21 protein-coding genes and 1 pseudogene are annotated in these 26,431 nt (G+C 28.5%); 15 read left to right on the top strand and 7 right to left on the bottom strand.

Features of this window, described 5'->3' with window-relative positions; translation table 11 throughout:
• Positions 1–30 precede the first annotated feature (30 nt).
• The 12 genes from BT997_RS08630 (at position 31) to BT997_RS08685 (ending at position 11,562) form a co-directional block, all read left to right on the top strand.
• The gene (locus BT997_RS08630; RefSeq protein ID WP_072681247.1) at positions 31–918 is read left to right on the top strand and encodes a DMT family transporter; all 888 of its coding nucleotides are present in this window, start codon (positions 31–33) and stop codon (positions 916–918) included.
• A 415-nt stretch (positions 919–1,333) separates the two neighbouring features.
• Positions 1,334–2,038, top strand: a complete 705-nt coding sequence (locus BT997_RS08635) for a response regulator transcription factor (protein ID WP_072681249.1) — start codon at positions 1,334–1,336, stop codon at positions 2,036–2,038.
• Between the two features lie 477 nt (positions 2,039–2,515).
• Positions 2,516–2,998 (top strand): Na+/H+ antiporter subunit E, encoded by a 483-nt coding sequence (locus tag BT997_RS08640; protein ID WP_072681252.1) that lies wholly within the window; start codon positions 2,516–2,518, stop codon positions 2,996–2,998.
• A gap of 20 nt (positions 2,999–3,018) precedes the next feature.
• On the top strand, positions 3,019–3,261 hold the full coding sequence (locus BT997_RS08645) for a monovalent cation/H+ antiporter complex subunit F (RefSeq protein WP_258239464.1): 243 nt from the start codon (positions 3,019–3,021) through the stop codon (positions 3,259–3,261).
• On the top strand, positions 3,258–3,620 hold the full coding sequence (gene mnhG, locus BT997_RS08650) for a monovalent cation/H(+) antiporter subunit G (RefSeq protein WP_072681255.1): 363 nt from the start codon (positions 3,258–3,260) through the stop codon (positions 3,618–3,620). The genes BT997_RS08645 and mnhG overlap by 4 nt, the downstream gene beginning before the upstream one ends.
• Positions 3,617–4,588: a DUF4040 domain-containing protein gene (locus BT997_RS08655; RefSeq protein WP_258239465.1), complete on the top strand. Its 972-nt coding sequence runs from the start codon at positions 3,617–3,619 to the stop codon at positions 4,586–4,588. Before mnhG ends, BT997_RS08655 begins: the two co-directional genes overlap by 4 nt.
• Positions 4,581–4,967 (top strand): cation:proton antiporter subunit C, encoded by a 387-nt coding sequence (locus tag BT997_RS08660; protein ID WP_072681257.1) that lies wholly within the window; start codon positions 4,581–4,583, stop codon positions 4,965–4,967. The genes BT997_RS08655 and BT997_RS08660 overlap by 8 nt, the downstream gene beginning before the upstream one ends.
• Before the next feature lie 149 nt (positions 4,968–5,116).
• Positions 5,117–6,445, top strand: a complete 1,329-nt coding sequence (locus BT997_RS08665; protein ID WP_258239468.1) for a monovalent cation/H+ antiporter subunit D family protein — start codon at positions 5,117–5,119, stop codon at positions 6,443–6,445.
• On the top strand, positions 6,442–7,902 hold the full coding sequence (locus BT997_RS08670; RefSeq protein ID WP_072681258.1) for a proton-conducting transporter membrane subunit: 1,461 nt from the start codon (positions 6,442–6,444) through the stop codon (positions 7,900–7,902). The genes BT997_RS08665 and BT997_RS08670 overlap by 4 nt, the downstream gene beginning before the upstream one ends.
• Complete coding sequence (locus BT997_RS08675; protein WP_258239466.1) at positions 7,872–8,237, top strand: hypothetical protein; 366 nt, start codon at positions 7,872–7,874, stop codon at positions 8,235–8,237. Before BT997_RS08670 ends, BT997_RS08675 begins: the two co-directional genes overlap by 31 nt.
• Positions 8,230–9,924, top strand: a complete 1,695-nt coding sequence (locus BT997_RS08680; protein WP_072681261.1) for a Na(+)/H(+) antiporter subunit D — start codon at positions 8,230–8,232, stop codon at positions 9,922–9,924. Before BT997_RS08675 ends, BT997_RS08680 begins: the two co-directional genes overlap by 8 nt.
• 432 nt (positions 9,925–10,356) lie before the next feature.
• Positions 10,357–11,562, top strand: a complete 1,206-nt coding sequence (locus BT997_RS08685; protein ID WP_072681263.1) for an APC family permease — start codon at positions 10,357–10,359, stop codon at positions 11,560–11,562.
• A gap of 6 nt (positions 11,563–11,568) precedes the next feature.
• Here the strand turns inward: BT997_RS08685 and BT997_RS08690 are convergent, their stop codons facing one another.
• Positions 11,569–12,891: a patatin-like phospholipase family protein gene (locus tag BT997_RS08690; RefSeq protein ID WP_072681264.1), complete on the bottom strand. Its 1,323-nt coding sequence runs from the start codon at positions 12,889–12,891 to the stop codon at positions 11,569–11,571.
• 1,731 nt (positions 12,892–14,622) lie between these two features.
• Between BT997_RS08690 and BT997_RS15775 the strand changes: the two are divergent.
• Positions 14,623–15,159, top strand: a pseudogene (locus BT997_RS15775) (methyl-accepting chemotaxis protein); the annotation flags it as partial.
• A gap of 49 nt (positions 15,160–15,208) precedes the next feature.
• Here the strand turns inward: BT997_RS15775 and BT997_RS08700 are convergent.
• The 5 genes from BT997_RS08700 to BT997_RS08720 all read right to left on the bottom strand — a co-directional run bounded on the left by BT997_RS08700 (position 15,209) and on the right by BT997_RS08720 (position 22,679).
• The gene (locus tag BT997_RS08700) at positions 15,209–18,265 is read right to left on the bottom strand and encodes an efflux RND transporter permease subunit (RefSeq protein ID WP_072681267.1); all 3,057 of its coding nucleotides are present in this window, start codon (positions 18,263–18,265) and stop codon (positions 15,209–15,211) included.
• 1 nt (position 18,266) lies between these two features.
• The gene (locus BT997_RS08705; protein WP_072681269.1) at positions 18,267–19,409 is read right to left on the bottom strand and encodes an efflux RND transporter periplasmic adaptor subunit; all 1,143 of its coding nucleotides are present in this window, start codon (positions 19,407–19,409) and stop codon (positions 18,267–18,269) included.
• The gene (locus BT997_RS08710; protein WP_072681271.1) at positions 19,406–21,175 is read right to left on the bottom strand and encodes a TolC family protein; all 1,770 of its coding nucleotides are present in this window, start codon (positions 21,173–21,175) and stop codon (positions 19,406–19,408) included. Before BT997_RS08710 ends, BT997_RS08705 begins: the two co-directional genes overlap by 4 nt.
• A complete protein-coding gene (locus BT997_RS08715; RefSeq protein WP_072681272.1) occupies positions 21,165–21,815 on the bottom strand; it encodes a TetR/AcrR family transcriptional regulator in 651 nt (216 codons plus the stop codon). The genes BT997_RS08710 and BT997_RS08715 overlap by 11 nt, the downstream gene beginning before the upstream one ends.
• Before the next feature lie 159 nt (positions 21,816–21,974).
• Entirely contained in the window at positions 21,975–22,679 is a 705-nt protein-coding gene (locus BT997_RS08720; RefSeq protein ID WP_072681273.1) for an SDR family NAD(P)-dependent oxidoreductase, read from the bottom strand.
• Between the two features lie 109 nt (positions 22,680–22,788).
• Between BT997_RS08720 and BT997_RS08725 the strand changes: the two genes are divergently transcribed.
• Complete coding sequence (locus BT997_RS08725) at positions 22,789–23,493, top strand: rhodanese-like domain-containing protein (RefSeq protein WP_072681275.1); 705 nt, start codon at positions 22,789–22,791, stop codon at positions 23,491–23,493.
• 12 nt (positions 23,494–23,505) lie between these two features.
• Here the strand turns inward: BT997_RS08725 and BT997_RS08730 are convergent, their stop codons facing one another.
• Positions 23,506–25,668, bottom strand: coding sequence for a hypothetical protein (locus BT997_RS08730; protein WP_072681277.1), 2,163 nt, complete (start codon positions 25,666–25,668; stop codon positions 23,506–23,508).
• Positions 25,669–26,039: 371 nt separating this feature from the next.
• Here BT997_RS08730 and BT997_RS08735 point away from each other — a divergent pair, with 371 nt between their 5' ends.
• On the top strand, positions 26,040–26,351 hold the full coding sequence (locus tag BT997_RS08735) for a F0F1 ATP synthase subunit C (RefSeq protein WP_072681279.1): 312 nt from the start codon (positions 26,040–26,042) through the stop codon (positions 26,349–26,351).
• Positions 26,352–26,431 lie beyond the last annotated feature (80 nt).

A 26,431-nucleotide genomic window follows, 5' to 3' on the forward strand; every position in this document is an offset into this window, starting at 1 on the left:
TTCGTCATTCAAACTAGAAAGAAATAAATTATGACAAATACAAACAAAAATATATTCTATATCTTACTTTTTTTCGCCATGATTGGATGGGGTGGTTCTTGGGTTAATATAAAAATTTTAAGTAACTATTTAAATGAGTTTGAAACTATGTTTTTTAGATTTTTTATTACTGCTATTACAATGATTCCTATAATCTTAATTTTAAGAAAATCATTTAAAATCAACTTAAAAGCTTTTTTCTTTGTAATATTAACATCTATTGCCATGATTACATATATGAAATATTTTTATTTAGGTACAAAATTTGGTACAGCCTCTTTAGGTGGTGCCTTTGTAACTAGTTTAATCCCTATAAACACTTTTTTAATAATGGCTATATTAGGAAGTAAAAAAATCTCAAAAAAAGATAGTTTTGCCCTTGCTCTTGGAGCAATTGGAGTTATGACGATGTTAAATGTTTGGTCTTTTAAATCTGAAGAAATATTTGTTATCCATAATCTATATTTTATTTTAGCTTCAGTTCTTTGGCCACTTGTTACAATACTTAGTTCAAAGGCGACTAAAGTTTCACCTATAGTTTTTACATTATATTTATATATTGTAACTTGTATCTTAAATCTTATATTCTTTGTGGACTTAACAACAATAGAATATGAAAAACTTGATTCACTTTTTTGGATAAACATGCTTTGTTTATCAATTGTTGCATCAACTTTTGCAAATACAATTTATTTTTTAGGAGTTGAAAAGTTAGGAGCTAGCGAAGTTAGTACTTTTATATTTTTAGTTCCTTTTGCAGCTATTACACTTAGTGCAATATTCTTAAAAGAAGAAGTGACATTTTCAATAATTATTGGAACAATTTTAACTATAATTGCAGTAAAAATTTTAAACAATATTAAAATACTAAAAAAGTAGATATCTCTTAATTACAAAAACATCATTCTCTATATTTTTCAATATAAAAGATGAAGACATGAACGAACCTCACATTAAATCAATAATTGTCAAGAAAATGTCAAAAAATATATCATACTAAAATTGACATTATATTGATATATTTATAGATTGAAAGAATTTGTTATGAAATTTACCATTAAGATAGTTCTTTGAAAGTTAATTTCTATAATTGTAATTTTTTTATTTCCTTAAGTATTCTAACTTTTAGTGCTTAAGAAACTGTATATATATTTAAAATGAATCATATAGGATTAATAAACTATTTAAAAGTTTAAATAGTTCAAGCAAAAGTAAGAATTTAGAACCCTTCATTATTTTCAAGTTAACTTGAATTTTTTTGTTTAAAGAGAGTTTCGAAAAAGAGGTAGAATAATTGAATATAAAAAATGTACTTTTGATAGAAGATAATTTAGAACTTCAAACACTTATAAGTAATTTTCTAAAATCCTATGACTACGTTTGTAAAGTATATTCAGAACCAGTAGAAGCATTAAAAGATTTTGAAGAAAATCATTTCAAGTATGCTATTGTCATTTTAGATTTGGGTCTTCCAAAAATGGATGGATTTGATCTTTTTAAAAAATTAAAAGAAGTTAGAGATATACCAATAATAATATCAACAGCAAGGGATGATATTGGTAATAAAATCTATGGGTTTGAGTTAGGTGCTGCTGACTATCTATCAAAACCTTATGAGCCAAGAGAATTGGTGTTAAGAATTGATGCAATATTAAAACGATATGAAAATGACAAAGAAAAAATATATAAAAATAACAAAGAACTTAAAATTGCCGATTTAATAATAGACATGCGTAAAAATAAGGTATTTTTGGAAAATCAAGAAATAGAATTTACCAAAATTGAATCAGAAATATTTTTTATGTTTATCTCTAATATTAATAAAGTAGTTTCTAGAGAAGATATTGTCAATCAAACCTCTTTAAAAAAAGATACTAAAAATAGAACTATAGACACACATATTAGTAATATACGGTATAAAATAAATGATGACCCTAAAAATCCCACATATATTAAATCAGCATGGGGAATAGGATACAAGTTTATCAATAAAAACTAAGTACTCATTTCACTTATTTTATCACTTTTAATATTTATTATAAGAGTCTTTTTTTACAATTTATAATTTAAATACAATCTATTCACCTTAACACTGTAAATGTTATCTAATATAAACCTTTTAGAAGTAAGTTTTTCCATTAAATTAAAAATTGTCAAGAAAATGTTAATGAATATACCATATTAAAATTGACACTATCTTGATATATTTACAACTCTAAAAGTCAGTTTTAAAGGATTAATTATGGGAATTGTTATAAAGATGGCTATCTTAGTAGTATCTAGTTTTGTATTAATAGGGCTTATTAGTCATTTTGCCTAGTGTAAAAAATATAGCAATATAATTCTAATCAGAAGATATAAAGTTAAGATTTAAAAAAGTCTTAACTAATTATAACAAAAAAACAAACAGGCTTTTTATGCCCATAAAACGTTCAAATATTGTAAAAAATTTAATATTGAGGAGTAAAAAATTATAATGACAACTAGGTATTATTTTATTTTAGCTTTTGTCCTTGCCCTATTTTGGTTTTTATTATCCGGCCACACCAGTATATTATTGCTGACTCTTGGTCTTGCATCTATAATTCTGGTTACATGGTTAGTTAGTCGTATGGATCGCAACGATAATGCTCCAATTCGTATGTTATTTTCTATAGAATTTCTTTCTTATCTTGCTTGGCTTGTTTGGCAAGTTCTTCTTACTAACATTGATGTTGCACGTCGTATTTGGAAAACATCATTGCCAATTAAACCCACATGTCGTAAGATTAAAGTAAGTGTCAAAAATCCACTAATCAAAACCATTTATGCAAATTCAATAACATTGACACCAGGTACAGTAACTACTGAGGTAGGTGAAGATTACTTTATTGTACATGCACTAAATGTTGAAGGTCTAGATGAATTGGAAGAAGGTGAAATGGAAAGACGTCTTATTCGTCTGGAGGAAAAACAATGATTGCTGCTGCTATAGTTGCCTTGCTAATTACACTAGCATTGACATTAGTTCGTGCCTTTCTAGGCCCAAGTATTTATGACAGAATACTTGCCGTTAACTCTTTTGGTACTAAAACAGTTTTATTAATTGTTGTTGGTGGACATGCACTAGGTTGGTTTAGTTATATAGATATTGCATTAATGTATGCGTTAATTAACTTTGTTGGAACTCTAGCTGTAATGCGTTTTTTTGAACAATATAATCCACAAGGAGAACAGTCATGACAATTATTAGCTTATTAAGTGATATTTGTTTACTTCTTGGAGGTATTTTTACTATAACTGGTGCAGTAGGTTTATTACGTCTACCTAGTTTTTATACTAGATTACATGCAGCTAGTGTTACAGAATCACTAGCTGCCCCATTATTAATTGTCGGGATTATGTTAGATACTGGATTTACACTAGATGCTGCTAAATTAGTCCTTATAATTGTTATCATGGTAGTTTCTAACCCAACTATTACTCATGCTTTATGTCGTGCTGCTGTCCATGGTGGTACAACACCTGAGATGGAAACTAAAAACACTAATAAAGAACAATCGCAAACTGAAACAGAGCTTTCAGGTAAGGAGTCAAAGTGATAGAGAATCTTCACTTACTAATTGATGTTTGTTTGCTAGCTTTTCTAATACTAATTGTTTTTGCAACTATGAAAATAACCAATTTATTCGTTGCTACTATGCTATTTGGTATTTTTAGTTTTGTTACGGCCTTATTATTTCTAGACCTAGACGCAGTAGATGTTGCTTTTACTGAGGCTGCAGTTGGTGCTGGATTTTCAACAGTACTGATGTTATCAGCTTTAAAACTTACTGGTGCAGTAGAAAATGCTAAACACCGTCATTCAGCATTGGGATTATTTATTGTAGTACTTACTGGTGCTGCTTTAATCTATGGTACAGCAGACTTTCCAATTATGGGAGATGCTAATGCTCCAGTACATCTACATGTTGCTCCTGAATTTATTCAGTTGACACAAGAAAAAATTGATATTCCCAATGTAGTAACTGCTGTACTGGCAAGTTTTCGTGGTTATGACACTTTTGGTGAAACAGTGGTTATATTCAGTGCAGGTGTTGCAGTATTACTTCTACTTGGAATGGGACATGTGGAACCTAAACAAGAACCAGAACAAAACATGGTTTTATGGGTAGTTGTTAAACCTTTTATAGCACTAATTTTAATTTTTGGACTTTATGTACAATTTCATGGTGATTTTGGCGCAGGAGGTGGTTTTCAAGCAGGGGTAGTTTTCGCTAGTGGCTTTATTTTGTATAGCCTAGTTTTTGGAGAAGCTTATGCAAGGAAAGTTATTCCAGCTAGGGTTTTACCTAGATTTTCTGCACTAGGTGTATTAATTTATGGTATAACGGGGCTTGTAAGTCTTCTATCAAATAAGCCTTTTCTTGACTATAATGCATTATCTTCTAATCCTATAAGTGGTCAACATATGGGTATATTACTGGTTGAAGCTGGCGTTGGGTTGGCAGTATTTTCTACAGTATTACTAATCTTTTATTCTTTTTCTGGAGTGAATCATAATGAATGAGTTATTAGGACATTTTAATTACTGGATAGTAATTTTTCTAATGATGATGGGATTATATATGGTAATTGCATCATCTAATTTAATTAAAAAATTGATTGGTCTTTCTGTCTTTCAAGCATCGGTATTTATATTATATATTACTTTTGGAAAGATAACGGAAGGTAGTCCACCTATAATCACCGACAATGTTGATATTTATTCTAACCCTTTACCTCATGTACTTATTCTAACAGCTATTGTAGTTGGTGTTGCAACAACATCTGTTGGATTAGCATTAATTGTACGTATTCAAGAAGCTTATGGTAGTACAGATGAAGATGATATACATGATATGGATGATAATGATGATTTTAACCCTAAAAACAGGAGTATAACTTGAATCAAATGACACATTTACCTGTTCTTATTGTTGTAACACCATTACTAGCAGCAGCACTAATTGTATTACTTAATAGTAGAAAAGGCGCTTGGTTAATCACCTTATTGACATCACTTTTTTGTTTTTATGCTTCAATCAGTATGTTACAAATGTTGCAAGAAGTTGATGTACTAATTTACACGCTTGGTGGTTGGCAAGCACCCCTTGGAATTGAACTTCGTATTGATGCACTAAGTGTCTTACTTTTATTAATTTTATCTGGTTCAGCTTCACTAGTCAGTATATATGCACTAAAAAGTGTTGAAAAAGAGATTGCAGAAGGAAAACAAGTTCTATTCTATTCAGCCTTTTTATTAGTTATGGCAGGACTTATTGGTATTAGTATTACTGGCGATGCATTTAATGTTTTCGTCTTTTTAGAGATATCTTCTCTTTCTACCTATGCAATAATAAGTATGGGGAAAGATCGTCGTGCTCTGCATGCTTCATACCAATACCTTATCATGGGGACAATTGGTGCAACCTTTATTCTAATTGGTATTGCCTTTTTATATGTAATGACAGGGACACTAAATATGAATGATCTAGCACAACGTATACCAGCAGTTGCTGATACTAGTGCTATACGTGCTGCTTTTGCCTTTATTACAATTGGTGTAGGTATTAAAGCAGCAATGTTACCTTTACACCAATGGTTGCCAAATGCTTATGCTTATAGTCCATCTGTAGTTTCAACTTTCCTTGCGGCAACAGCAACTAAAGTTGCAGTTTATGTAATGATCCGTTTTGAATTAACTATATTTGGTATAGAGTTTTCACTTCTTGAAATGCCATTTGATAAAATATTAATGATACTTGGTACATTGGGTATTTTAGGTGGTTCTATTTATGCTATTTACCAAAGCAATGTTAAACGTATGCTAGCATATTCTAGTATTGCTCAAATTGGTTATATGTTATTGGCTATAGGTCTTGCAAGTCACCCAGGTTTTACTGCTGCATTGTTACATATGTTCAACCATGCCTTAATAAAAGGAAGCTTATTTATGGCACTTGGAATTGTGTTCTTCCGATATGCTAGTACAGAGTTATCTGTAATGTCAGGTATTGGTAAGACTATGCCCTTAACTATGGCTGCCTTTACTATAGGTGGTTTAAGCTTAATAGGTGTACCAGGAACTGCTGGGTTTGTAAGCAAATGGTACCTTGTAACTGCTTTACTTGATGCTTCATTATGGCCAATAGCACTATTAATACTTGTAGCTTCTGTATTGACACTGATTTATGTAGGTCGAGTTATAGAAGTTGCTTATTTCAGACCTGCGCCAGAGGGAACTACTCAGAAAAAAGTACCAGCAACGATGATAGTCACTTTATGGATATTTGCTCTAAGCAATATTTATTTTGGTTTAAACATTGATATCAGTTTAGGTATATCATCTCTTGCAGTAGATCAGATAATAGGGGTTAGACCATGAGTATTGAAGTACTTTATATTTTAATATTACTTATACCGTTGCTTACTGCTGTTGGTGTATTAGTATGTCATAAAAACGAAAATATCCGTGAATCTGTAACACTTATAGGTGGTGTATCTTTATTTTTAGTTGTTGTTACACTGGCATTTAACTATGACTTTGAAAAAATGGTAACTGTGACATTATTAGAACCGTTTCCTGATTTGTCAATTGCATTACGCCTTGAACCATTAGGACTGATATTTGCATTAGTAGCAGGATTTTTATGGCCTGTTACATCTTTATATGCAATTGGTTATATGCGTTCACATCATGAAAAAAACCAAACACGTTTTTATACTGCATTTGCCATCTCTATTTTTGCTACAATGGCAATAGCTTTATCAGCTAACTTATTAACACTATTTTTAGCTTACGAAATGTTAACACTTTTTACTCTACCATTAGTTACTCATGCAGGAACCGACGCAGCACGTCGTGCAGGTTGGACCTATTTAGGTATCCTAATGACAACGTCAATTGGATTTTTGCTATTAGCAATTATCTGGACATGGTCATTAACAGGTACACTAGAATTTACTGCAGGAGGAATTCTTGCTGGAAAAGCTGAACCTGCTATCTTAGGTGGATTATTATTACTATTTGTTTTTGGTACAGGGAAAGCGGCATTAATGCCATTTCACAAATGGCTACCAGCAGCAATGGTAGCACCAACACCTGTTTCTTCTTTACTACACGCAGTTGCGGTGGTAAAAGCTGGTGTTTTCACTATTTTAAAAGTTGCAGTTTATATTTTTGGAATTGACTTAGTTGCTTCACTTGACACTGCTTATTGGCTCTCGTTATTAGCTGGATTTACTATTCTTAGTGCTTCAATTATAGCAATGACAAAAGACAATCTAAAAGCAAGGTTAGCTTATTCAACAATTAGTCAGTTATCATACATTATTTTAGCTGCTATGTTAGGTGTTGCTACTGGTGTATTAGCAGGTAGTTTACATATTGCTATGCATGCATTTGCAAAGATTACTCTATTCTTCTGTGCGGGTGCAATCTTAGTTAGTGCTCATAAAACTAAAGTTTCTGAATTAAATGGTATAGGACGAGCAATGCCAATTACAATGCTAGCATTTTTACTAGCAGCACTTTCAATTGTTGGTTTACCACCTCTTGGAGGAAGTTGGAGTAAATGGTTATTGCTACAAGCAACTATGGAAGCACACAATATGGTATTACTAATGGTGTTATTAGTAAGTTCCTTATTAAATTTATTCTATTTAGTAGAAATACCATTAAGAGGTTTTTTTGCAAAACCCGTTGATCCAAGTTATAACAGCGGGATCAAAGAAGCACCAAAATTTAGTTTAATTGCAATTTTAATTACAACAACGGGCTGCCTAGCACTATTTTTCTTGGTTAACCCAGCTTGGAATCTTGTGGAGAAAATATTACCATGAATGATAATAAACAATACATATTTGACAACCCTAAAAATGTAACACTACTAGTAAGAGCACTTTATACTTGTTGTTTTATTCTGTTTGCTATGGATTTAGTTATACATCGACATATTTACCATCCATGGGAAGAATTTATAGGTTTTTATGCCTTTTATGGTTGTCTTGCGTGTGTGGTATTAGTACTATTAGCGCGTGAAATGAGAAAACTTGTTATGCGTGATGAAGACTATTATGATACTAAAAACGATACAACAAAAGTTGAAAATAATAACCATGACATTGAAAAAAATAAAGAAGAAAAATTAATGACAGGAGAAAAAGTTGATGGATAGTTTCTTACCAATATTACCATTTTTTATTGCAGCAATTCTAACACTTTTTACTCGTGGAAGCTTGCGTGCTACTATTATGATAGTAACGCCAATTATTGCGGCTTATGGTATCTACAATCTTGAAGTTGGTCATACATTTAATTTTACACTAATGGGATTTGAACTAGAACCAATAAGAATAGATAAGCTTTCAATGCTATTTGGTTATTTATTTTGTGTTGCTGGATTATTAGGTAATATCTATGCTTTATATCATAAAGACACAATGCAACACTTTGCAGCGCAAGCCTATGCCGGTAGTGCTATAGGTGCTGTTTTTGCTGGAGATATGCTTACTTTATTTATTTACTGGGAGTTAATGGCTTTAACATCATCAGTATTGATTTTTGCTAGAAGAACTGATGCCTCACTTCATGCTGGTATTAGATATTTAGCAATACAGATTATATCTGGTTTATTATTACTAGCAGGTATTATCGTTTATTACAACTCAATTGGAAACTTAAACTTTAATCATATCGGATTAGATGCTCCAGGTGCTTGGTTATTCTTCTTAGCATTTGGTATTAAAAGTGCCTTCCCATTCTTACATAACTGGTTAACTGATGCTTATCCAGAAGCAACTGAGAGTGGTACAGTATTTTTAAGTTCATTTACAACAAAAGTTGCGGTTTATGCATTAGCAAGATCTTTTGCAGGTGAAGAAATTCTTATTTACATTGGTGCAACAATGGCCTTCTTCCCAATTTACTATGCAGTAATTGAAAATGACTTAAGAAGAGTATTAACATACAGTCTTATCAACCAGATTGGATTTATGGTAGTTGGTGTTGGTATTGGTACAGAGTTAGCCCTAAATGGTGCAGTAGCCCATGCATTTGCAGATGTAATCTTTAAAGGATTATTGATGATGACGATGGGAGCAGTACTATGGTCAACTGGAGAAATGCGTGGTTCGGAACTTGGAGGTTTATATAAGAAAATGCCAAAAACAACTTGGCTTTGTATTATAGGAGCTGCTTCAATTTCTGCATTCCCACTATTTAGTGGATTTGTAACTAAGTCTATTATTGTTAGTGCGGTATTAGCAGAAGGTTATTATGGAGTTTGGTTAATTTTACTATTTGCTGCAGCTGGAGTATTTCACCATGCTGGTATTAAAATTCCATTCTTCGCATTCTTTGCACACGATTCAAAATTTATTGATACAGCAAAAGAGGCTCCCAAAAATATGCTATGGGCGATGAGTCTAAGTGCAGTACTTTGTATTGCTATTGGTTGTTTCCCTCAAACTTTCTACTCTTTATTACCTTGGGAAATGGACTATACAGTATATGATACAACACATGTATTAACTCAATTACAATTACTGTTCTTCTCAGCACTTGCATTTGTTTGGTTGAAATTAGCTCATATTTATCCACCTGAACTTAAATCAGTAAATATTGATGCAGAATGGATATATCGTAAATTATTCCCAAAAGCAATTTATCAAACAAGTAGTGTTTTTGGTGCATACTATACTAAAATTGAGTGTAAAGTTGAACAATTACTAAATTCGTCTAAATCATCTACTAACAAATTTGTTGGTGCAGATGGCTTCTTGTCTAACTTTCGATCTCTTGGTGGAATGGTGATGTGGGTTGCAGTGATATTATCTACATCATTGTTTTTATATTATATATAATATTCACAAAAGTATACATGGGATTATAATTCTATATTAGAGTTATAATCCTTCTTATAATTAAAAAACCTCTATTTAAAGAGTTTAATTTGTCAAGAGAATGTTAAGAAAAACTACCTTGTAAACTTGACAAAATATAATTATAATTACACTCTTAATAAAGTGTTTCTTAGTACGAAATAGTAAAAATTTGACTAAAACTGATTTTGTTTATTTTGTACTAGGAATTTTTAACTCTTAATCTCTAATAGCAATTTTGTTCTATATATTAAATCCTTTTTATTCTATACTTAAAAGAAGAATACAAAATGTTTTTAAGCAGCATAAGATGTGAAGCCTTAATATTTTGCTAAATACTTACAATTATATCAACAACTTTTGCAAGGACTTTAACTATAATTGCAGTAAAAATATTCAAAAAGAAAGAGAAAATTGAGCAATACTCAGACTAAAAAATTAAATACCCTTACTTTATCAGGATTGATAATAGGCCCTATTTTAGGTTCAGGAGTTATTTTATTACCACCACTTTTATATAATATGATAGGAAGTTTTTCACTTGTTATTTGGGCAAGTATTCTAATTCTTGGATTTATTTTTGCACTTATATTTGGAAAACTAGCTATTTTATATCCAGGAGATGGAGGAGTTAGTCTTGCAACAAAAGCAGCAATGGGTAAGAAATATCAACTACTAACTTCATTTTATTTAATCTGTGCCGTCTTTTTTGGTCCAGTTGCAGTTTTATTAATAGCAGCAGAATTTATACAAGAATATTTTCCAAATACATCTTTAGTGACATTAGGTTTTTTTATTTATTTAATTACATATATTTTACTTCTAATAAAAATAAACTTTTTAGGAAAGTTAATGCTAATAGTTACCTCAGCTATTACTTTAATATTTTTTATTTCAAGTATCAATATATTGCTAAATACACAAGATTTTACTTTCTCAATGCCTCTTGTTTCATTAAAAGAAGTAGGATATTCATTTTTATTAATCTTTTGGGCAATAGTTGGATGGGAAGTTATAGGTAATTATTCAAATGAAGTTGACAATACAAAAACATTGACAAATGCGGTAATTTTTTCAGCAATTATAGTATCTCTTGTTTATATATTAATTACACTTGCAATTTGTTTTGGTGAATTTGAAAATAAAACAACAGAAAACTTCAAACTTGTATGGTTAATAGAACCTATATTTGGTCAATTTTCATCTATTTTACTATCTTCTATATCTACTATTTTATGTGTAGGAACTCTTATACTTTTTGTAGGAGGTGTAGCAAGATTGATATCTTCTTTAGAGCTTACAAAATTCACATCAAAAGTTACTAAAACAAGAGTACCAATAGGTGCATTAAACTTTTTATCAATTATTTATATGATAACTCTTTTATTAGTATATTTAAACTATCTTACTTTAGATAATTTAGTTGCCTTTGCTGATGGTTTTTTTATTGCAAATGCAATTATAGGACTAATTACAGCTATCAAGCTTTTTGAAAAAGGTTTTTTAAAAACTAGTGCTATTTTACTAACTTTAGTATTTTCTATTATTCTTTTGTTTTCAAATATCTTTATCTTGACAACTATTATTGGATTATTTATCTTTACTTATATAAAAAAATAGTTTTTTCTATTTTTTTATATCTTTTAAAAGTTTATTAAATTCTTTTGAGTTTCGTAATAAAGTTTCTCCAGCTTGGACTAATTCATCAACTTTCTCAGGTTTTAATTCTAAAGAAGTTTTAGTTAATGAAAACTTTTTAGCTTGTTCTTTGGGAAGTTGATTAAAGTTTAACTCTATTAAGTAAAATTCAATTGCATTACAATCTTTTTTATTATCTGTACATCTAACTTCATTTACTTGCTTTTCCCAGGTTTTAAAAGAGTTACTAACTAAATCTAAAGTATCGGTATTATATCTTTTAAGTTGAATTGTACTTACAGCACCAACTGTAGTTTCAATATCAGGAGCTATTTCTTGTTTTGCAATCTTTGGATCTAAAGCATCTGAAGCATTTACAACTACAATGGCTACTTTTCTACTATTTGGTATACCAAAAACTTTCATCACTTTTAAAAAATCATTATCTAGCTCTGAAACTATATGAAAGAGTGAACGAATACCAAGATTATCTGCAATTCCTCCATCTACTAAATGTACATAAGGAAAATTTTCTTTATCTTGATAAGCTCTTACATTTAATGATTGTCTATCTTTATGACTCAATAACTTTTTTGATTTTCTTTTTTGATAAAAATATGGGATACATCCAGAATAATTTTTTAAAGTTAAAGGTGAAAATAAAACAGGTACAGCAGACGAAGCAGTAACTGCACGACCTATTGGATAAGTATCTAGATCAGAACATATTCTATGAAAATTATCGTGTGTAAAAGAAAAAGCATTTCCAGTTGAAAGATCAGTTGCATTTATAATAATTTTTGGTCCATCTTCTCTTAAATCACCAAAAGTTTTTTTACCGAAAATCTCTTCTTCATATAAAGAAGCTACATAATCACTTCTATTTGAAAATGATAAATCAAACCAATTAAAAGGGTTTACAAAAGTATCAATAAGTCTTGTTTGTATTGGTTTTTTTAAAAACTTCTCTTCGAAATCTTCAAATATTTGCTCTCCATAAAGTCCATAATAAGCAGATGTAAAACTTCCACCTGAAACAGACGAGATAACATCAACTTCATCCAATAAGTTTTGACGTCTAAGCTCTTTTAAAACACCATAAGAAAAAGATGCTGCTCTTGTTCCTCCACCTGAAAAAGTTAGTATCAAAGATAAATCATCAGTATTTTTTAGGTTTTTCGATACTTTATATATATTTCCTTTTTTATTAGTTATTGGTTCATTAAAAATTGGTGCCTTCGTTGTACATGCAGTAAACATCATGATTGGGATAAGATACATTAAAATATTTCTAAATAAAACTAACTTCAATTATTTTTCCTATTAATTTTTTCGTACTTTATCATAAATATAATTATTTTAATATTTTATTTATAATTCACTATTTTTTTACTCCAAAAAATGGTGAATATAATACAATAACAAAACCTATGATTAACATTAGCGAAAACATAAAACTAAATATAATAACAATAGCCATAGGATCCCACATGAATCTGCTATTTAACAATATTTGGAAAATAACAGAAAACTCTTTTCTCTTATCTAATATCTACTTAATTATTATTTATTTGCCAAGTCTAATATAATCAATTAATATATATTTTTAAAATAATCATATATGATTATTTTATATCTTCACAAAAGGGTCTCATCATGTTAAATAATTATAATATAACAACAAAAATAATTGCAGCAATGGTATTTATAATTATAGGAATGAGTATAATTTCCATATCCTCTTATTTAGGTTTTAAAAAAATAGGTGAAGAAATTGAAGAAATTGCTGAATACCAAATTCCAATTAGTACTCTTATTATTGAAGTTGAAAAGGATATTTTAGAAGAAGAAATTCTTACTTTAAGATTTATAATTGCAGCAAAAGACATTCTTAGTGAGCAATTTAAACTTATTGAAAAACATGTATTAAAGCTAGAAAAAGAAACTGAAGAGATGATTACAAAAGCCAAAAATGAGGTATATAAAGCCGTAAATCATAATGTAGATGAAGAAACAAAAGGTAACTATAAATACTTTTTGAAAGAATTAATTATTTTGGAAAAAGAGCAATTAATATATAAAGAAATGTTAATTAAATTAGATACTGATGTTAAACTCCCCAATTATAAAAATCTTCAAGAAGATACAATCAAACTACAAAAACAATTAGAAAAAATGAGAAAATCTATTATAAAACTAGTCCATAAACTTGAAAATTTTTTAATAACATCAACAAAAAATACTGAAGACGATGAAAGAGAAGCTCTTTTAACTATAGAAATAATTTCTATAATTGTTTTAATAATTTCAACTATTATTTCAATAATCTTAAGTAAATTTATAAAAAACTCTATTAAAAATTTCCAAGAAGGATTATTAGATTTTTTCAAATATTTAAACAATGAAACAGAAACTGTACATTTTTTAGATGAAAGTAAAAATGATGAAATAGGTGACATGTCAAAAATAATAAATAAAAATATTGAAAGTATTGAAAAATGTTTTGAAGAGGACAAGAAAGTTATTCAAGACACAGTAGTAGTCTTAAGTAGTTTTGAAAAAGGAGACTTAACAAAAAGAGTAAAAGCAGTTACTTCAAATAAATCTTTATCTAATCTAACAAATCTTTTAAATAATATGGCACAAAAACTTGAAGAAAATATTGAAAATATTTTAAATGTATTATCTGAATATGAAAATGAAAGATATATAAATGAAGTAGATATAAATGGTCTAAAAGAACACTTCTTAAAACTAGCAAATGGCATAAATTCCCTTGGTAGTAGTATTAGTAATTCTTTAATAGAAGGAAGAGAAGATGCGTATAAATTACAAAACTCATCTTCGCATTTGAAAAATAATATGAACGATCTATCTCAGTCTTCATTAAATGCAGCAACATCACTTGAAGAAACTGCAGCTGCATTAGAAGAAATCACAAGAACTATGTCTAGCAATACCAATAATATTGCAAAAATGAATGAATACGCAACCCAAGTTTCAAATACTGTTAAAAATGGTGAGATTCTTGCAAGTGATACAATGAATGCTATAGATGAAATAAATGAGCAGACAGAAGCTATAGCGGAGGCTATAACAGTAATTGATCAAATAGCATTCCAAACAAATATTTTATCACTTAATGCAGCAGTTGAAGCATCAACAGCAGGAGAAGCAGGAAAAGGTTTTGCAGTAGTTGCAGGGGAAGTTAGAAATTTAGCCACAAGATCAGCTGAAGCGGCAAAAGAAATAAAAGCATTAGTTGAAAATGCTACAATAAAAGCAAATGCGGGAAAAGACATTTCAAAAACAATGCTTAATGAATATAAAAATCTAAACAATGATGTTAAAGAAACTGTAGAGTTAATTAAAAATGTTGATGATGCTTCAAAAGAACAACAACTTGGAGTAGAACAAGTAAATGATGCAGTAGCAACACTAGATAGACAAACTCAACAGAACTCTTCTATTGCTACAGAAGCAAATAGCATTGCAGATAGTACATATCAATTATCAAACAAAATTCTTGAGAACGTTAATGAAAAAGAGTTTAAAGGGAAAAACAATAAGGTGAATTAAAAAACTCACCTTATTTATACATACTCTCTTAAATATATTATAAAACTCACTATTTTTTTACTCCAAAAAATAGTGAATATAACACAGGAACAAAACCTAAAGTTAACATTGTTGAAAATATTAAACCAAATATAATAGCAATAGCCATAGGCTCCCACATAAGTCCACCACTTAACCATAAAGGCACTAATCCAAATACTGTTGTAACAGTTGTTAATAATATAGGTCTAAATCTACTAATACAAGCTTCAACTATTGCATCATACTTTGAAAATCCATTTTCTATTTCTTCAATTTTTATTCTCTCTAAAAGAACAATTGCATTATTAATTACAATTCCTGATAAAGATATTATTCCAAGAAGAGTCATAAATCCAAAATATGAACCAGTTATATAAAGCCCTATAGAAACTCCTACCATACCTAAAGGAATAGCAGCAAGGATTATTATAGGTTTTTTAATAGAGTTAAATTGTGCCACCATTAAAAGCAATATCACCATAAATGCAATTGGAAGATTTACAGCAATTGATTCATTTGCTTTTCCAGAAGCTTCATATTCTCCACCAAATTCATAATAATAACCTAATGAAAAACTATCTTGGAATTCATCCATAAAAGGTTTTATCTGCTCAAATACTGCTAAAGCATTGTATCCTTCACTAATATATGCTCCAACAGTTACTGTTTTTTGTCTATCTCTTCTAATTATCTTAGATTCTTCAAAAACAGACTTTATAGTTGCTACTTGTGATAAAGGAATATTTTTACCACTTGTTTGAGAATATACATTGATTGATTCTAATCTATCTAAGTCATCTTTTGTATTTTCATTTGAACGTAAAACTATAGGTATTAGTTTATCTTCTTTTCTAAAAGTAGTAACCTCAAATCCACTTAAAGCACTTTGTAAAGATAAGGCAATATCTAGATTTGTAATTCCTTCTTTTAAAGCTTTTGATTCATCAATATCTACTACTAGTTTTTTATTTCTAATTCCCCAATCATCAACTATACCTTTTACTCCTTCTATTTTCCCAAGTTCTTGCTTTACAACAGAAGCTAGTGAAAAAAGTTTATCTACATCTTTTCCACTAATTCTAATTTCTATTGGTTTTTTCACAGGAGGCCCATTACCTAAAGATTTTGCAGTAACTTGCATATCAGGGAAAGATGCTTTAGCAAAATATTCTACATCACTTTTTATATTCTCTAAATCTTCATAATTTTTTAAATTTACTAATATAGTACTGTACTCTACGCTGGCTAATTCTTGGTCATAAGAAAGCCAAAATCTAGGAGCACTTTCTCCTATAAAAGATGTAAAGTTTACTACTTTGTTTTTTTCTTCTAATTCTTGTTTCATATATTTATTTTTTATATATTCTTCTATTTGTAAAACATTGTCTCTTGTTGTTTCAATTGCTGTTCCAATAGGAAGTCTTATCTCTACCGTAAAAGTAGGCTCATCAGAAGGTGGAAAAAATTTCTTTGGAACTAAACCTAAAAGTTTTAAAGAAGCTACAAAAAGTGCCAATGTAAAAACAACTGCAATCCATCTATATGAAAGAATAAGATTTAAAAACTTTCTATAAGTTGTATAAATAAAGCCTTCATTTTTCTCTTTTTTCATATCTTTTTTCATAAAATACTTACTTAAAACAGGCGTTAAAGTTAAAGCTAAAACCCATGAAGATAAAAGTGTTATAGTTACAACTTTAAAGATGGCATTTGTATATTCTCCAGTTGTTGATTTAGCAAGAAATATTGGTAAAAAAGCAGCTGCTGTTGTAAGTGCAGAAGTTAAGAGTGGTATTTTTAATTCATTTGCGCTTTGAATAGAAGCTTCAACTACATTTTTACCCCTTTGCATAAGTACCATAATTGATTCACTCATAACAATTGCACTATCAACTAAAAGCCCAAGGGATATAATAAGAGCAGCTAAAGAGACTTGGTCAAGCCATATATCAAAAAATGACATTATGATAAATGAAGTTAATATAGACATAGGAATAAGTACTGCTACAATTAATCCTGTTCTTAAACCTAAAGTAAAAAGCATAACAATAACAACTAAGCCCATAGCTTGTAATAGATTTGTTACAAAATTATCAATAATCTTTTTTACAACTTTTGGTTCATTAAAAAGCCTATCTAGCTTTACACCTAAAGGAAGTTTACTTTGTATTTTTGAAGATGTAAAATCAATCTCTTCCCCTAATCTAATAATATCTCCATCTTTCTTCATAGAAATAGCTAATAAAAGACTCTGTTTTGCATCTTTATGTACAATAAAAGAGCTTGGGTCTTTATATTCATATTTGATATTTGCAATATCTTTTAAATAGATATGTTCACCTGTATTTAAAGGAATAATAGTATTTTCAATTTGTTCAATATTTTCATAGTTTCCAGATGGCTCAATTGCAAGTCTGTTTGTATCAACTTTTATACTACCACCTGAAAGTACAATATTTTTTTGTTCTAAAATATTTTTTAAATATGAAGCACTTAAATTTAGTTTTGCTAATTTTGAATTATCAAATTCAACATGGACTCTTTGGGGTTGAACTCCAAGTATTTCAATTTTTGCAACATCATTTATTCGCAGAAATATATCTTTTGTATCATCTGCAATATCTTCTAACTCTTTATAGCTTAAGCCATCACTAGAGATTGAAATTAAAGTACCATAAACATCTCCAAACTCATCATTAACAACAGGTTTAGAGGTGCCATCAGGTAAATCTATTGAGCCTTTTTCAACTTTTCTTCGTAAACTATCCCAAATAGGTCTCATTTTCTTATGTTTTTCTAAAATATTAACAAAGATAATTGATACACCATTTTTTGAAGTTGATTGTATATTATCAAGTTCAGGCATTTCTTGGATTGTTTTTTCTAATTTATCAGTTACTAACTGTTCGACTCTTTTGGCACTAGCCCCTGGAAAATACGTTACAACAGTTGCAGTTCGTATAATAAAACCTGGATCTTTAGCCCTTGGTAAATCAAGAAAAGATATAAACCCATAAACTAAAAGAATTATAGAAAACACAGCAGTTACTGTACTTTTTTCCAATGCAAATTTTGTAATATTCATTTTAGTTTCCTAAATCTTTTAAGTTACCAATTTCAACTTTCATATTTTCATAAACTTCACTCATACCAGCTTTTAAAACTAAACTATTTTTATCTAACCCAGATATAACTTCATATCCTTTTTTTATAAGCTTCCCTACTTCTACTTTTTGTTTTTTAACAATATAATTTTCATCTTTTTTATCTAATATATAAACAAAATATCCAGATTTATCATTTAAAATTGAAGTAGAAGGAACAATCAAAGTTCTTTTTTCAAAAACATTTTTCTCTATTGTTTTAAAAAATACATTTGCAGACATTCCCGAACGAATCAATTTTGAACTATCATTTAGTTTTACTATTACTTGATAAGTTTTCGTATTACTTGATGCAAACTTAGATATCTCAGATATTTTTGCACTAAAAGCTCTGTTTTCATCAAGAGAATCAAAAACAACTTTTACATTTTCATCTTTTTTTATTTTATTAATAAAGCTTTCTGGAACTTGAACTTTTACTTCATCAACAACCTTATCACTTATAAGAACAATAGGCGTTCCAATAGTAATATTTTCATTTTCTTGTACATATTTTACAGAGATATATCCATCTTGTGGAGCATAAAGTTTTGTATATGAAAGTTGTAATTTTGCATACTCTAACTCTTTTCTTATATTTTGTACTTTTGCACTTGCAGCATTATAAGAAGCTTTGGCATTGTCAATATCACTAGCACTCGCATTTTGATTTACGTATAATTTTTTTGTTCTTTCATAATTGCTTTTTGCATTTTGTAAAGATGCTCTTGCTTCACTTAAAGCATAATCTGTTTGGGAAACTCTTAGTTCATATGGTTTAGCATCTAGTCTTGCAATCAAACTACCTTTTTTAACCTCATCGCCCAATTGATATTTAAAATAGTTTATATTTCCTTGAACTTTAAAACTGAGTTTTATTTGATTGTTTGATGAAGCAGTTGCATTAAATACCCTATTTTCATTCTCATCTTTTAATTTTGCTTTTACTGCAAAAACTATTTTTAAAGAATCTTCCTTTTTTTCAATTTTCTTTTCTTCTTTAGTACAAGATACAAATAAAATTGCTATACAAAAAACTGCTATATATTTTCTACTTGTAAATATCGCTTCATTAAACTTCATCATTTTTCAATACCTCTTACTATATTTAAAATCTTTTCTTCAACTTCTCTTTTTTTCTCTTTATCAACTAAAATATCAATCTTTCCACTAAAAAAATAGATAGAACTTAAATCACTTAGATACTCAATAATTGAAATATTTAGATTCAATTTTGAGATAATATACGAATCTTGTGCATCAAGTAGTGAAATTATATTTTCTTTTCCATTTTTATACTTATCTTGTATTAGTTCAAAATTCTTTTTTGATGACTCTTGTGATATTTTTGCAAATTTAATTTTTTCATATGAACGTTTTAAAGACTCAAAGTTTTTTCTAACATTTTCAACTATCAAATTTTTCATATTGTTATATTGAAGTTTCAAATTAATTAATTCAATTTGATTCTTTTGTATTTTTGTAGATTTTAAACCACCTTCATATAAAGGGATATTTAGATTTAAAACTGCTTGATACTCTTCATCATCCCAAGCTCTAATTGCATCTTTACCTTCACCATATCTATCTATGATTTTCTTTGCATTTCCTTCAAAAGCAATTGTAGGCATATATCTAGAGTCTTTATTCATCTCTAATTCTTCTTGTTTGACATCTTTTAAAAAACCTAATTGTTTAAGCCTTGAATGAGAATGTACAATATTATTTGAGAAGTTTTCTTGAACTCTTTTATCTGCTATAAATTTTATTGCATCTTTATTATCAAGTTTAAAAAGTATTGAACTCATGCCATATTCGTAAACTCTAAACTCATCACTTATTTGAAGAAGATTCCCTAACTCTATTTTCAATGAGTTTAAATCTTTACTAGAATTTGCCAAGTCAATATTTACATTTGCCAGTTCACTTTCCCATCTAAAAACATCACTTCTATCTTGAACTCCAATATTTACTCTTTGTTTTGCAAACTCCAAGTTTTGTTCTATAAAATCTTGTTTTATTTTTATAATTTGATTTGCTTTTTTAGCCTTTATAATATTTAGATAAATAAGTGTAGCTTTATACATAATCTCGTCATTTAAGGCTTTCACTTCATCTTTTGTTGATTTAGAAAGTAGTTTTTTGATTTTTATATTTTGTAATACTTGATTTGAATAAATTAACTGTTTTACTTTTATTCCTGCATCAAAAGTACCTTGGGAATTTACTCCATTACTATATTGAGCTCTGTCTTTATCAATTCCAATATAATTTGAATATACATCAACCTGAGGTCTATATAAACTTTTTGATTCATCAATATTTAAATCATCTAATCTAATACTATTTTGATTTTGTTTTATTTCTAGATTATTTTTTCCTGCAAGGGTAAAAACATCTTCTAAATTAATCAGTTTTAAATTTTCGTTTTCATATTTAGAAACTTGTTCTATCTTACTTTTATTTTCTATATAAATTGAATTGTATTTTTTCTCTTTTAAAACTTCATAAATAGCTAATGCTGTAGTTCTTAAAACTCTATTTTCATCATAAATAGATGATATAAAATTGTAGTTTATAATATAGTTCTTAGCTACTTTTTTATGTTTTTTATTACTTTTAAAAAATAATACCTTTCTCTTTTTATCTAAATACTGTTCACACTCTTCTTTACAAATTTTAATATTGTACAAAACTTTATCACTTGAAGAAAAAAGTGATTTCGTCTCTTTTTTTATAGAAGAAATGTAATCTTTAGAGGATTCATCAATTACTAAATCTAAAGTATAATTTTGTGCGAATAAGGGTGAAATAAAAAAAAGTATATTTAGAAATATATATCTATTTAGCATTTTTAATCTCCTCTTTTATATGTGCAATAGAACTTAAAAGGTTTGATTCTTCTAAACCTTTTTTTGTTAAATATGGTTTTAAAAAATACAATAGATTTAAAATACCACTAAGTCTTCTAAGCTTTTCATCATAAACTTCCATGAGTATCCAATACAATTCCCATTGTGAGCCAATAATCCAAGTATTTGAACGTATAAAGTCCATTTCATCTTCATCTAGACTTATCATATATCCAAAGTTTATTTGATGATAGTAAAGTTCTTTAAACTCTTGAGACTTTTTTTTGATCCCTTCTTCTAGACTTTTCTTCAAAACTGGATGATTTTGAAGTATTGAATTCATTTCAAGCCTAAAAAATCTATATTTTTTTTCAAGTTCCATATGTTCATTTAAAAAATTATAAAAATCAAAAGGAGCATCAACTCCTTTCTTTACAGTAGATAACTGTTCACTTAATATATTCATAAACTTCATATAAATAGCAATTATAATCTCTTCTTTATTTTTGAAGTAATAGTATAAGTTTCCAACACTAATTCCTAAAGCATCTGCAATATGTCTAGTTGAACTATTTATGCAACCTTTTTCATTAAACAATTCTATTGATTTTTCTAATATCTCTTCTTTTCTATTTGACAAAATTTATCCTTTAGAACACTTGTTCTAAAAGTATAGAACAAATGTTCTAAATTTAAGATAAAATAAATTACTTTAAAAATTTATGTAAAAAAGAAAAAAAGATTTTTGAGAAATATTATTTAAAAAAGTTAATAAAAAAAGGCCTAAAAAGGTCTCTTTTTATCTTACATACGAACCATTATTAAAATCAATAGTAGTTCCATTTACATACTCTGGACACTGGGTAGCTAACCAGAATATTACTTCTGCTGCTTCTTGGGGTTCTGCAAATCTTCCACAAGGAACAATCTTTCTAAACTCAGCTTTTCTCTCTTCCGAATTATCTTTTTGCATATCAGTTTCAACAGGACTTGGAGCAATACAATTTACAACAATCCCATCACCACCTAAAATCTTTGCAAATATTTTTGTAGCATTTATGATTCCTGCTTTTGCTATACCATACCAAATATCTGGATGTCCAATTTGTCCTGCGATTGAAGCAGTATTTACAATCTTTCCATATCCTCTTTTTTTCATATCTTCAGAGAAAAGTGTTATAAGTTCTACAGGAGTATATAAATCAACATTCATAATATGTTCTTTTGCCTCTTTTGGATAGTTATCGTAAGAGTATTTTGGTTGCATATATCCAGCGTTGTTGATTAAAGTATCTATTTCTCCAATCTGTTCAACTAACTTTGGTAAACCTTCTACATCTGATAAATCGTATTCTATTGTGGTGATTTTTGCATTATCTTTTAAAGGAAAGTTTGAAAAATCTCTTCCTACTACAACTACATCATAATCGATTTCCAAAAATCTTTTTACAACTTCTAAACCAATACCTTTATTTCCACCAGTTACAAGAACTCTATTTAACATAAAATATCCTTTTATTTTTTTGTATTATAGCTAATGAATTTTAATATCCTAGAATAATATCTTTATGATTTTTTTTGTTATACTATTTAAAAACTTAGGAGTTAAAATTATGAATAGAATTATTTTACTAATATTTTCTTTTGTATATATGCATGCTATAAACCCTATTATGTTACCAATAAAAGGAGTCGAAGTTGAACATTTATACTCAAATGGAGTTAAAGAAAAAATAACTATTGAAAGAGAAGTTGCTGGTATTTGTATGAATATTGCAGTAAATGTTGAAAACTTTCAATCTGAAAATTTAGCTTCATCAAAAATAAATGAACTTTGTAAAAAAACTCTTGTTACAACAAAAGGAGTAATTCAACCTCTTAGGTTAAAAGCAGGTATTACAACAGTTGCTGAACTTGAAGTTTTAGATTTTATTGAAAATAGAACATCAAAAGATTCAAATAAATATATCTTAGTAGATAGTAGAACATCAGATTGGTTTGATGCAGGAACAATTCCAAGTGCTATAAATATTCCATATGATGAGTTAGAATATGATGAAGATTTTGAAATAGAGTATGAAAGAGCTTATAAAAACTTAGGTGTTAAAATTCTAGATAAAAATAAGTTTGATTTTACAAATGCTAAAACAACAATCTTTTTTTGTAATGGTTCATGGTGTGCACAATCTCCAAGAGCAATAAAGCATCTTGTAAAAATAGGTTATCCTAAAGAGAGAATTTTATGGTATAGAGGTGGTATAGCTTCGTGGGTAAGTGTTTCTTTAAGTTTAACAAAAAATATAGAGGCTAAAGAATAGCCTCTTATTTGATTAGTTACTACCAAACATTTTTTTAAATGCAGCAGCAATTTCTTTATTTGATGGTCCTGTTTGTGCTGAAGCAGGAGCATTGTTATTTGAAGGAGCTTTATTTAATAGATTATCTAATTTAAAATCACTTCCAAGTTTTTTCTTTAACTTATCGTTAAATTTTTTCTTATATTTATCAACTTTCTTTTTAACTTTTTTTCCATACTTACTTTTTAAGAAAGCTTTTGTATCTACTTTTACTTTTGGATTAGATAAACTTCCTTTAATAGTAGTATCAAAAGTATACTTTTTAATAGTAGCTTGAACTAAAGCATTTATACTATTTTTATCAGTATCAAGTGTACTACTTGGAACGCTGATTTTTGTATATTTACTTTGCATATCAATTACAGTATTTATGATATTCTTTTTCATATCACTAGTAATAGCTACTTTTTCATAAACTTCTTTTGTCAAATCAAACTTTGCAAAAGTGTTAATAATATCTGAGTACTCATTTTTTACAAACTGTCCATTAAGTAAGTTTCCACCAATCTTACCTACTTTTGTAGCTAAGTTATAATCAACATCAATATTTGATTTTGAAGTGAAAATTTCTGGATAATATAACATATGAGTTAAAGATTTAACTTCCACATCATTTATCTTTGCTTTAAAGTCATCATTTAAAAGATTGAAGTTAAGATTCCCACCAAATAAACTTGAAGCTCCATCTACAGATAGACTATCTGTACTTTGTTTGATATTACCGGCAAGTTTAAGAGCACCTCTCATTTTTGTTTGAGTTATATCATATAGTTTTGAAAGGTCTGTGAAATTTACTACATAATCACTTACAAAACTTCCTTTCTCTATATCAAATACAGCTTTTTGCATATCAAGATTTGTTACACTTGTATTTAAATCTATTTTTGAGATAGCTTGTGTTTTTACTAAATCTGTAACAATATCACCTTTAAAAATAATAGGCTGTTTTAACTTTTGTTCAAATTGTTTATTTACAACTGCATTGTTTACTTTACTTTCTAAAATTGTAGTTAAAATCTTACCATCCAAATTTTTAACATCTGCACTTTTAATTTTTGCATCAATATTCATAAGACCATTTGCAAAATTTGGTTGATTTACTAGGTTCAATAAAGATTCTATTTTTGCTTTATTTACAGTTACATTTACATATTCTGGTTTTGAATCTACTACCTTAATATCATATTTAGTATCACTTGTAAAAATATCAGAGATACCATCTATTTTTATAACACCATTATCTACAACTGCATTTCCTGAAGTAGAAAAAGAACCATTGTATTTTTGATTTATGATAGCTTCTAATTTAGCTAAATCTTTTACAAATACTTTATAATCACTATTTATAACTGATGTTTTTAAATTTACATTTGCTTTTTTTACATCTAATTTTGCAATTGAACTATCAAAAGCGACTTCTGTATCGGCCATGTTAGGAGATAATTTAGTAATAATATCACCATCAAAAGTAATAGGTGTTGCAGGTGCCTCTTTTAGCTCTTTGTTTATAAGCATTACATTTAAAATACCGTTTGAGATTTTTGTTGTAACTAAACCATCTAAAGTTGGAATATCTGCACTTTTTATATTTGCATTTATATCAATATTTCCATTTGCATAAAGTGGTTGGTCTACTATATTTAATAACTCTTCAATCTTTGCATTTTTCATATTGAATAAAATATTGCTTGGTTTAAAATCTACTAAATTTATATCATAAGTTGTATCACTAGAAGCAATTGAACTTATACCTTTTACAACTGCAAGTTCTTGGTTACCTTTTACAGTACCTTTAGTTGAGAAAAGACCATTTAATTTTTGCTTAGTAATATTTTGTAGACTTGAAAGTTCTTTAATATTTACATCATAGTTTAAGTCAACATTTTTAGCAAAGATATTTAAGTCTCCTTGAACATTTATTGTTGAATTATCATCAATTGTTGCATTAAACAATATATCGTTCATAGTTAATTTAAAATCATTAACTTTCATCGTTACATCTTTTTGACCTGCATTAACTTTTTCTTCTATTATTGAAGCAACGTAAGAATTACCAGGAGTTGTAAATAGGATTCCATAAATTCCAGCTATTACCAATACTATAAGAAATGTAAGTCCAAAAAATAGTTTTTTCATTTTTTTACCTTTTGTTTCATTTAAAGAGTAACGATTATACATCAAAAAAATTAAAAATAAAATTATTTTTAATCTATCTTAAGTACTCTTTTGAAAAGTAATTTTAACAAAGAAAGGTAAACCAATGGCACAAAAAAATTTTATATAAAATTTTAATAATCAAATATCACAATATATTGTTACATAAAGTAATCTTCTTGGAATATATTCTTTTAGCTAATGAAATTTTAAATATATTTGATGTATAATTCTTGCCGATATAAGGTGACAAGTAGGGAAATATTTGCATTTATGTAAGTATTGCTACAGTTTTCTGTAGTTACGCTATCCGAACGGACTTTATACAAAAAATATATTATAAGGAATCTAGAATGAAAAAAATCGTTCTTTTAATGCTAGCTATTGCTGGTGCTGCTTTCGCTGCTGATGGTGCAGTTGCAAATGAAACTTTAAAAGCTTACTCTGTAGTTGCTGCAGGTATCGGACTTGGTCTTGCTGCACTTGGTGGTGCTATTGGTATGGGTAACACTGCTGCTGCGACAATCGCTGGTACTGCTAGAAACCCAGGTTTAGGTGGAAAATTAATGACAACTATGTTCATTGCTTTAGCGATGATCGAAGCACAAGTTATTTATGCACTTGTTGTTGCTATGATTGCATTATATGCAAACCCATTCCTATAAGATCCTAGTCTAAACTACAGATTTTATAAATCTAAAAAAGGTCAAGAGTTTTTCTCTTGGCCTTTTTTTTGCTCTTTTTT

This window comes from Arcobacter sp. LA11, assembly GCF_001895145.1.
In the GTDB taxonomy this organism is placed as follows: Bacteria; Campylobacterota; Campylobacteria; order Campylobacterales; family Arcobacteraceae; genus Halarcobacter.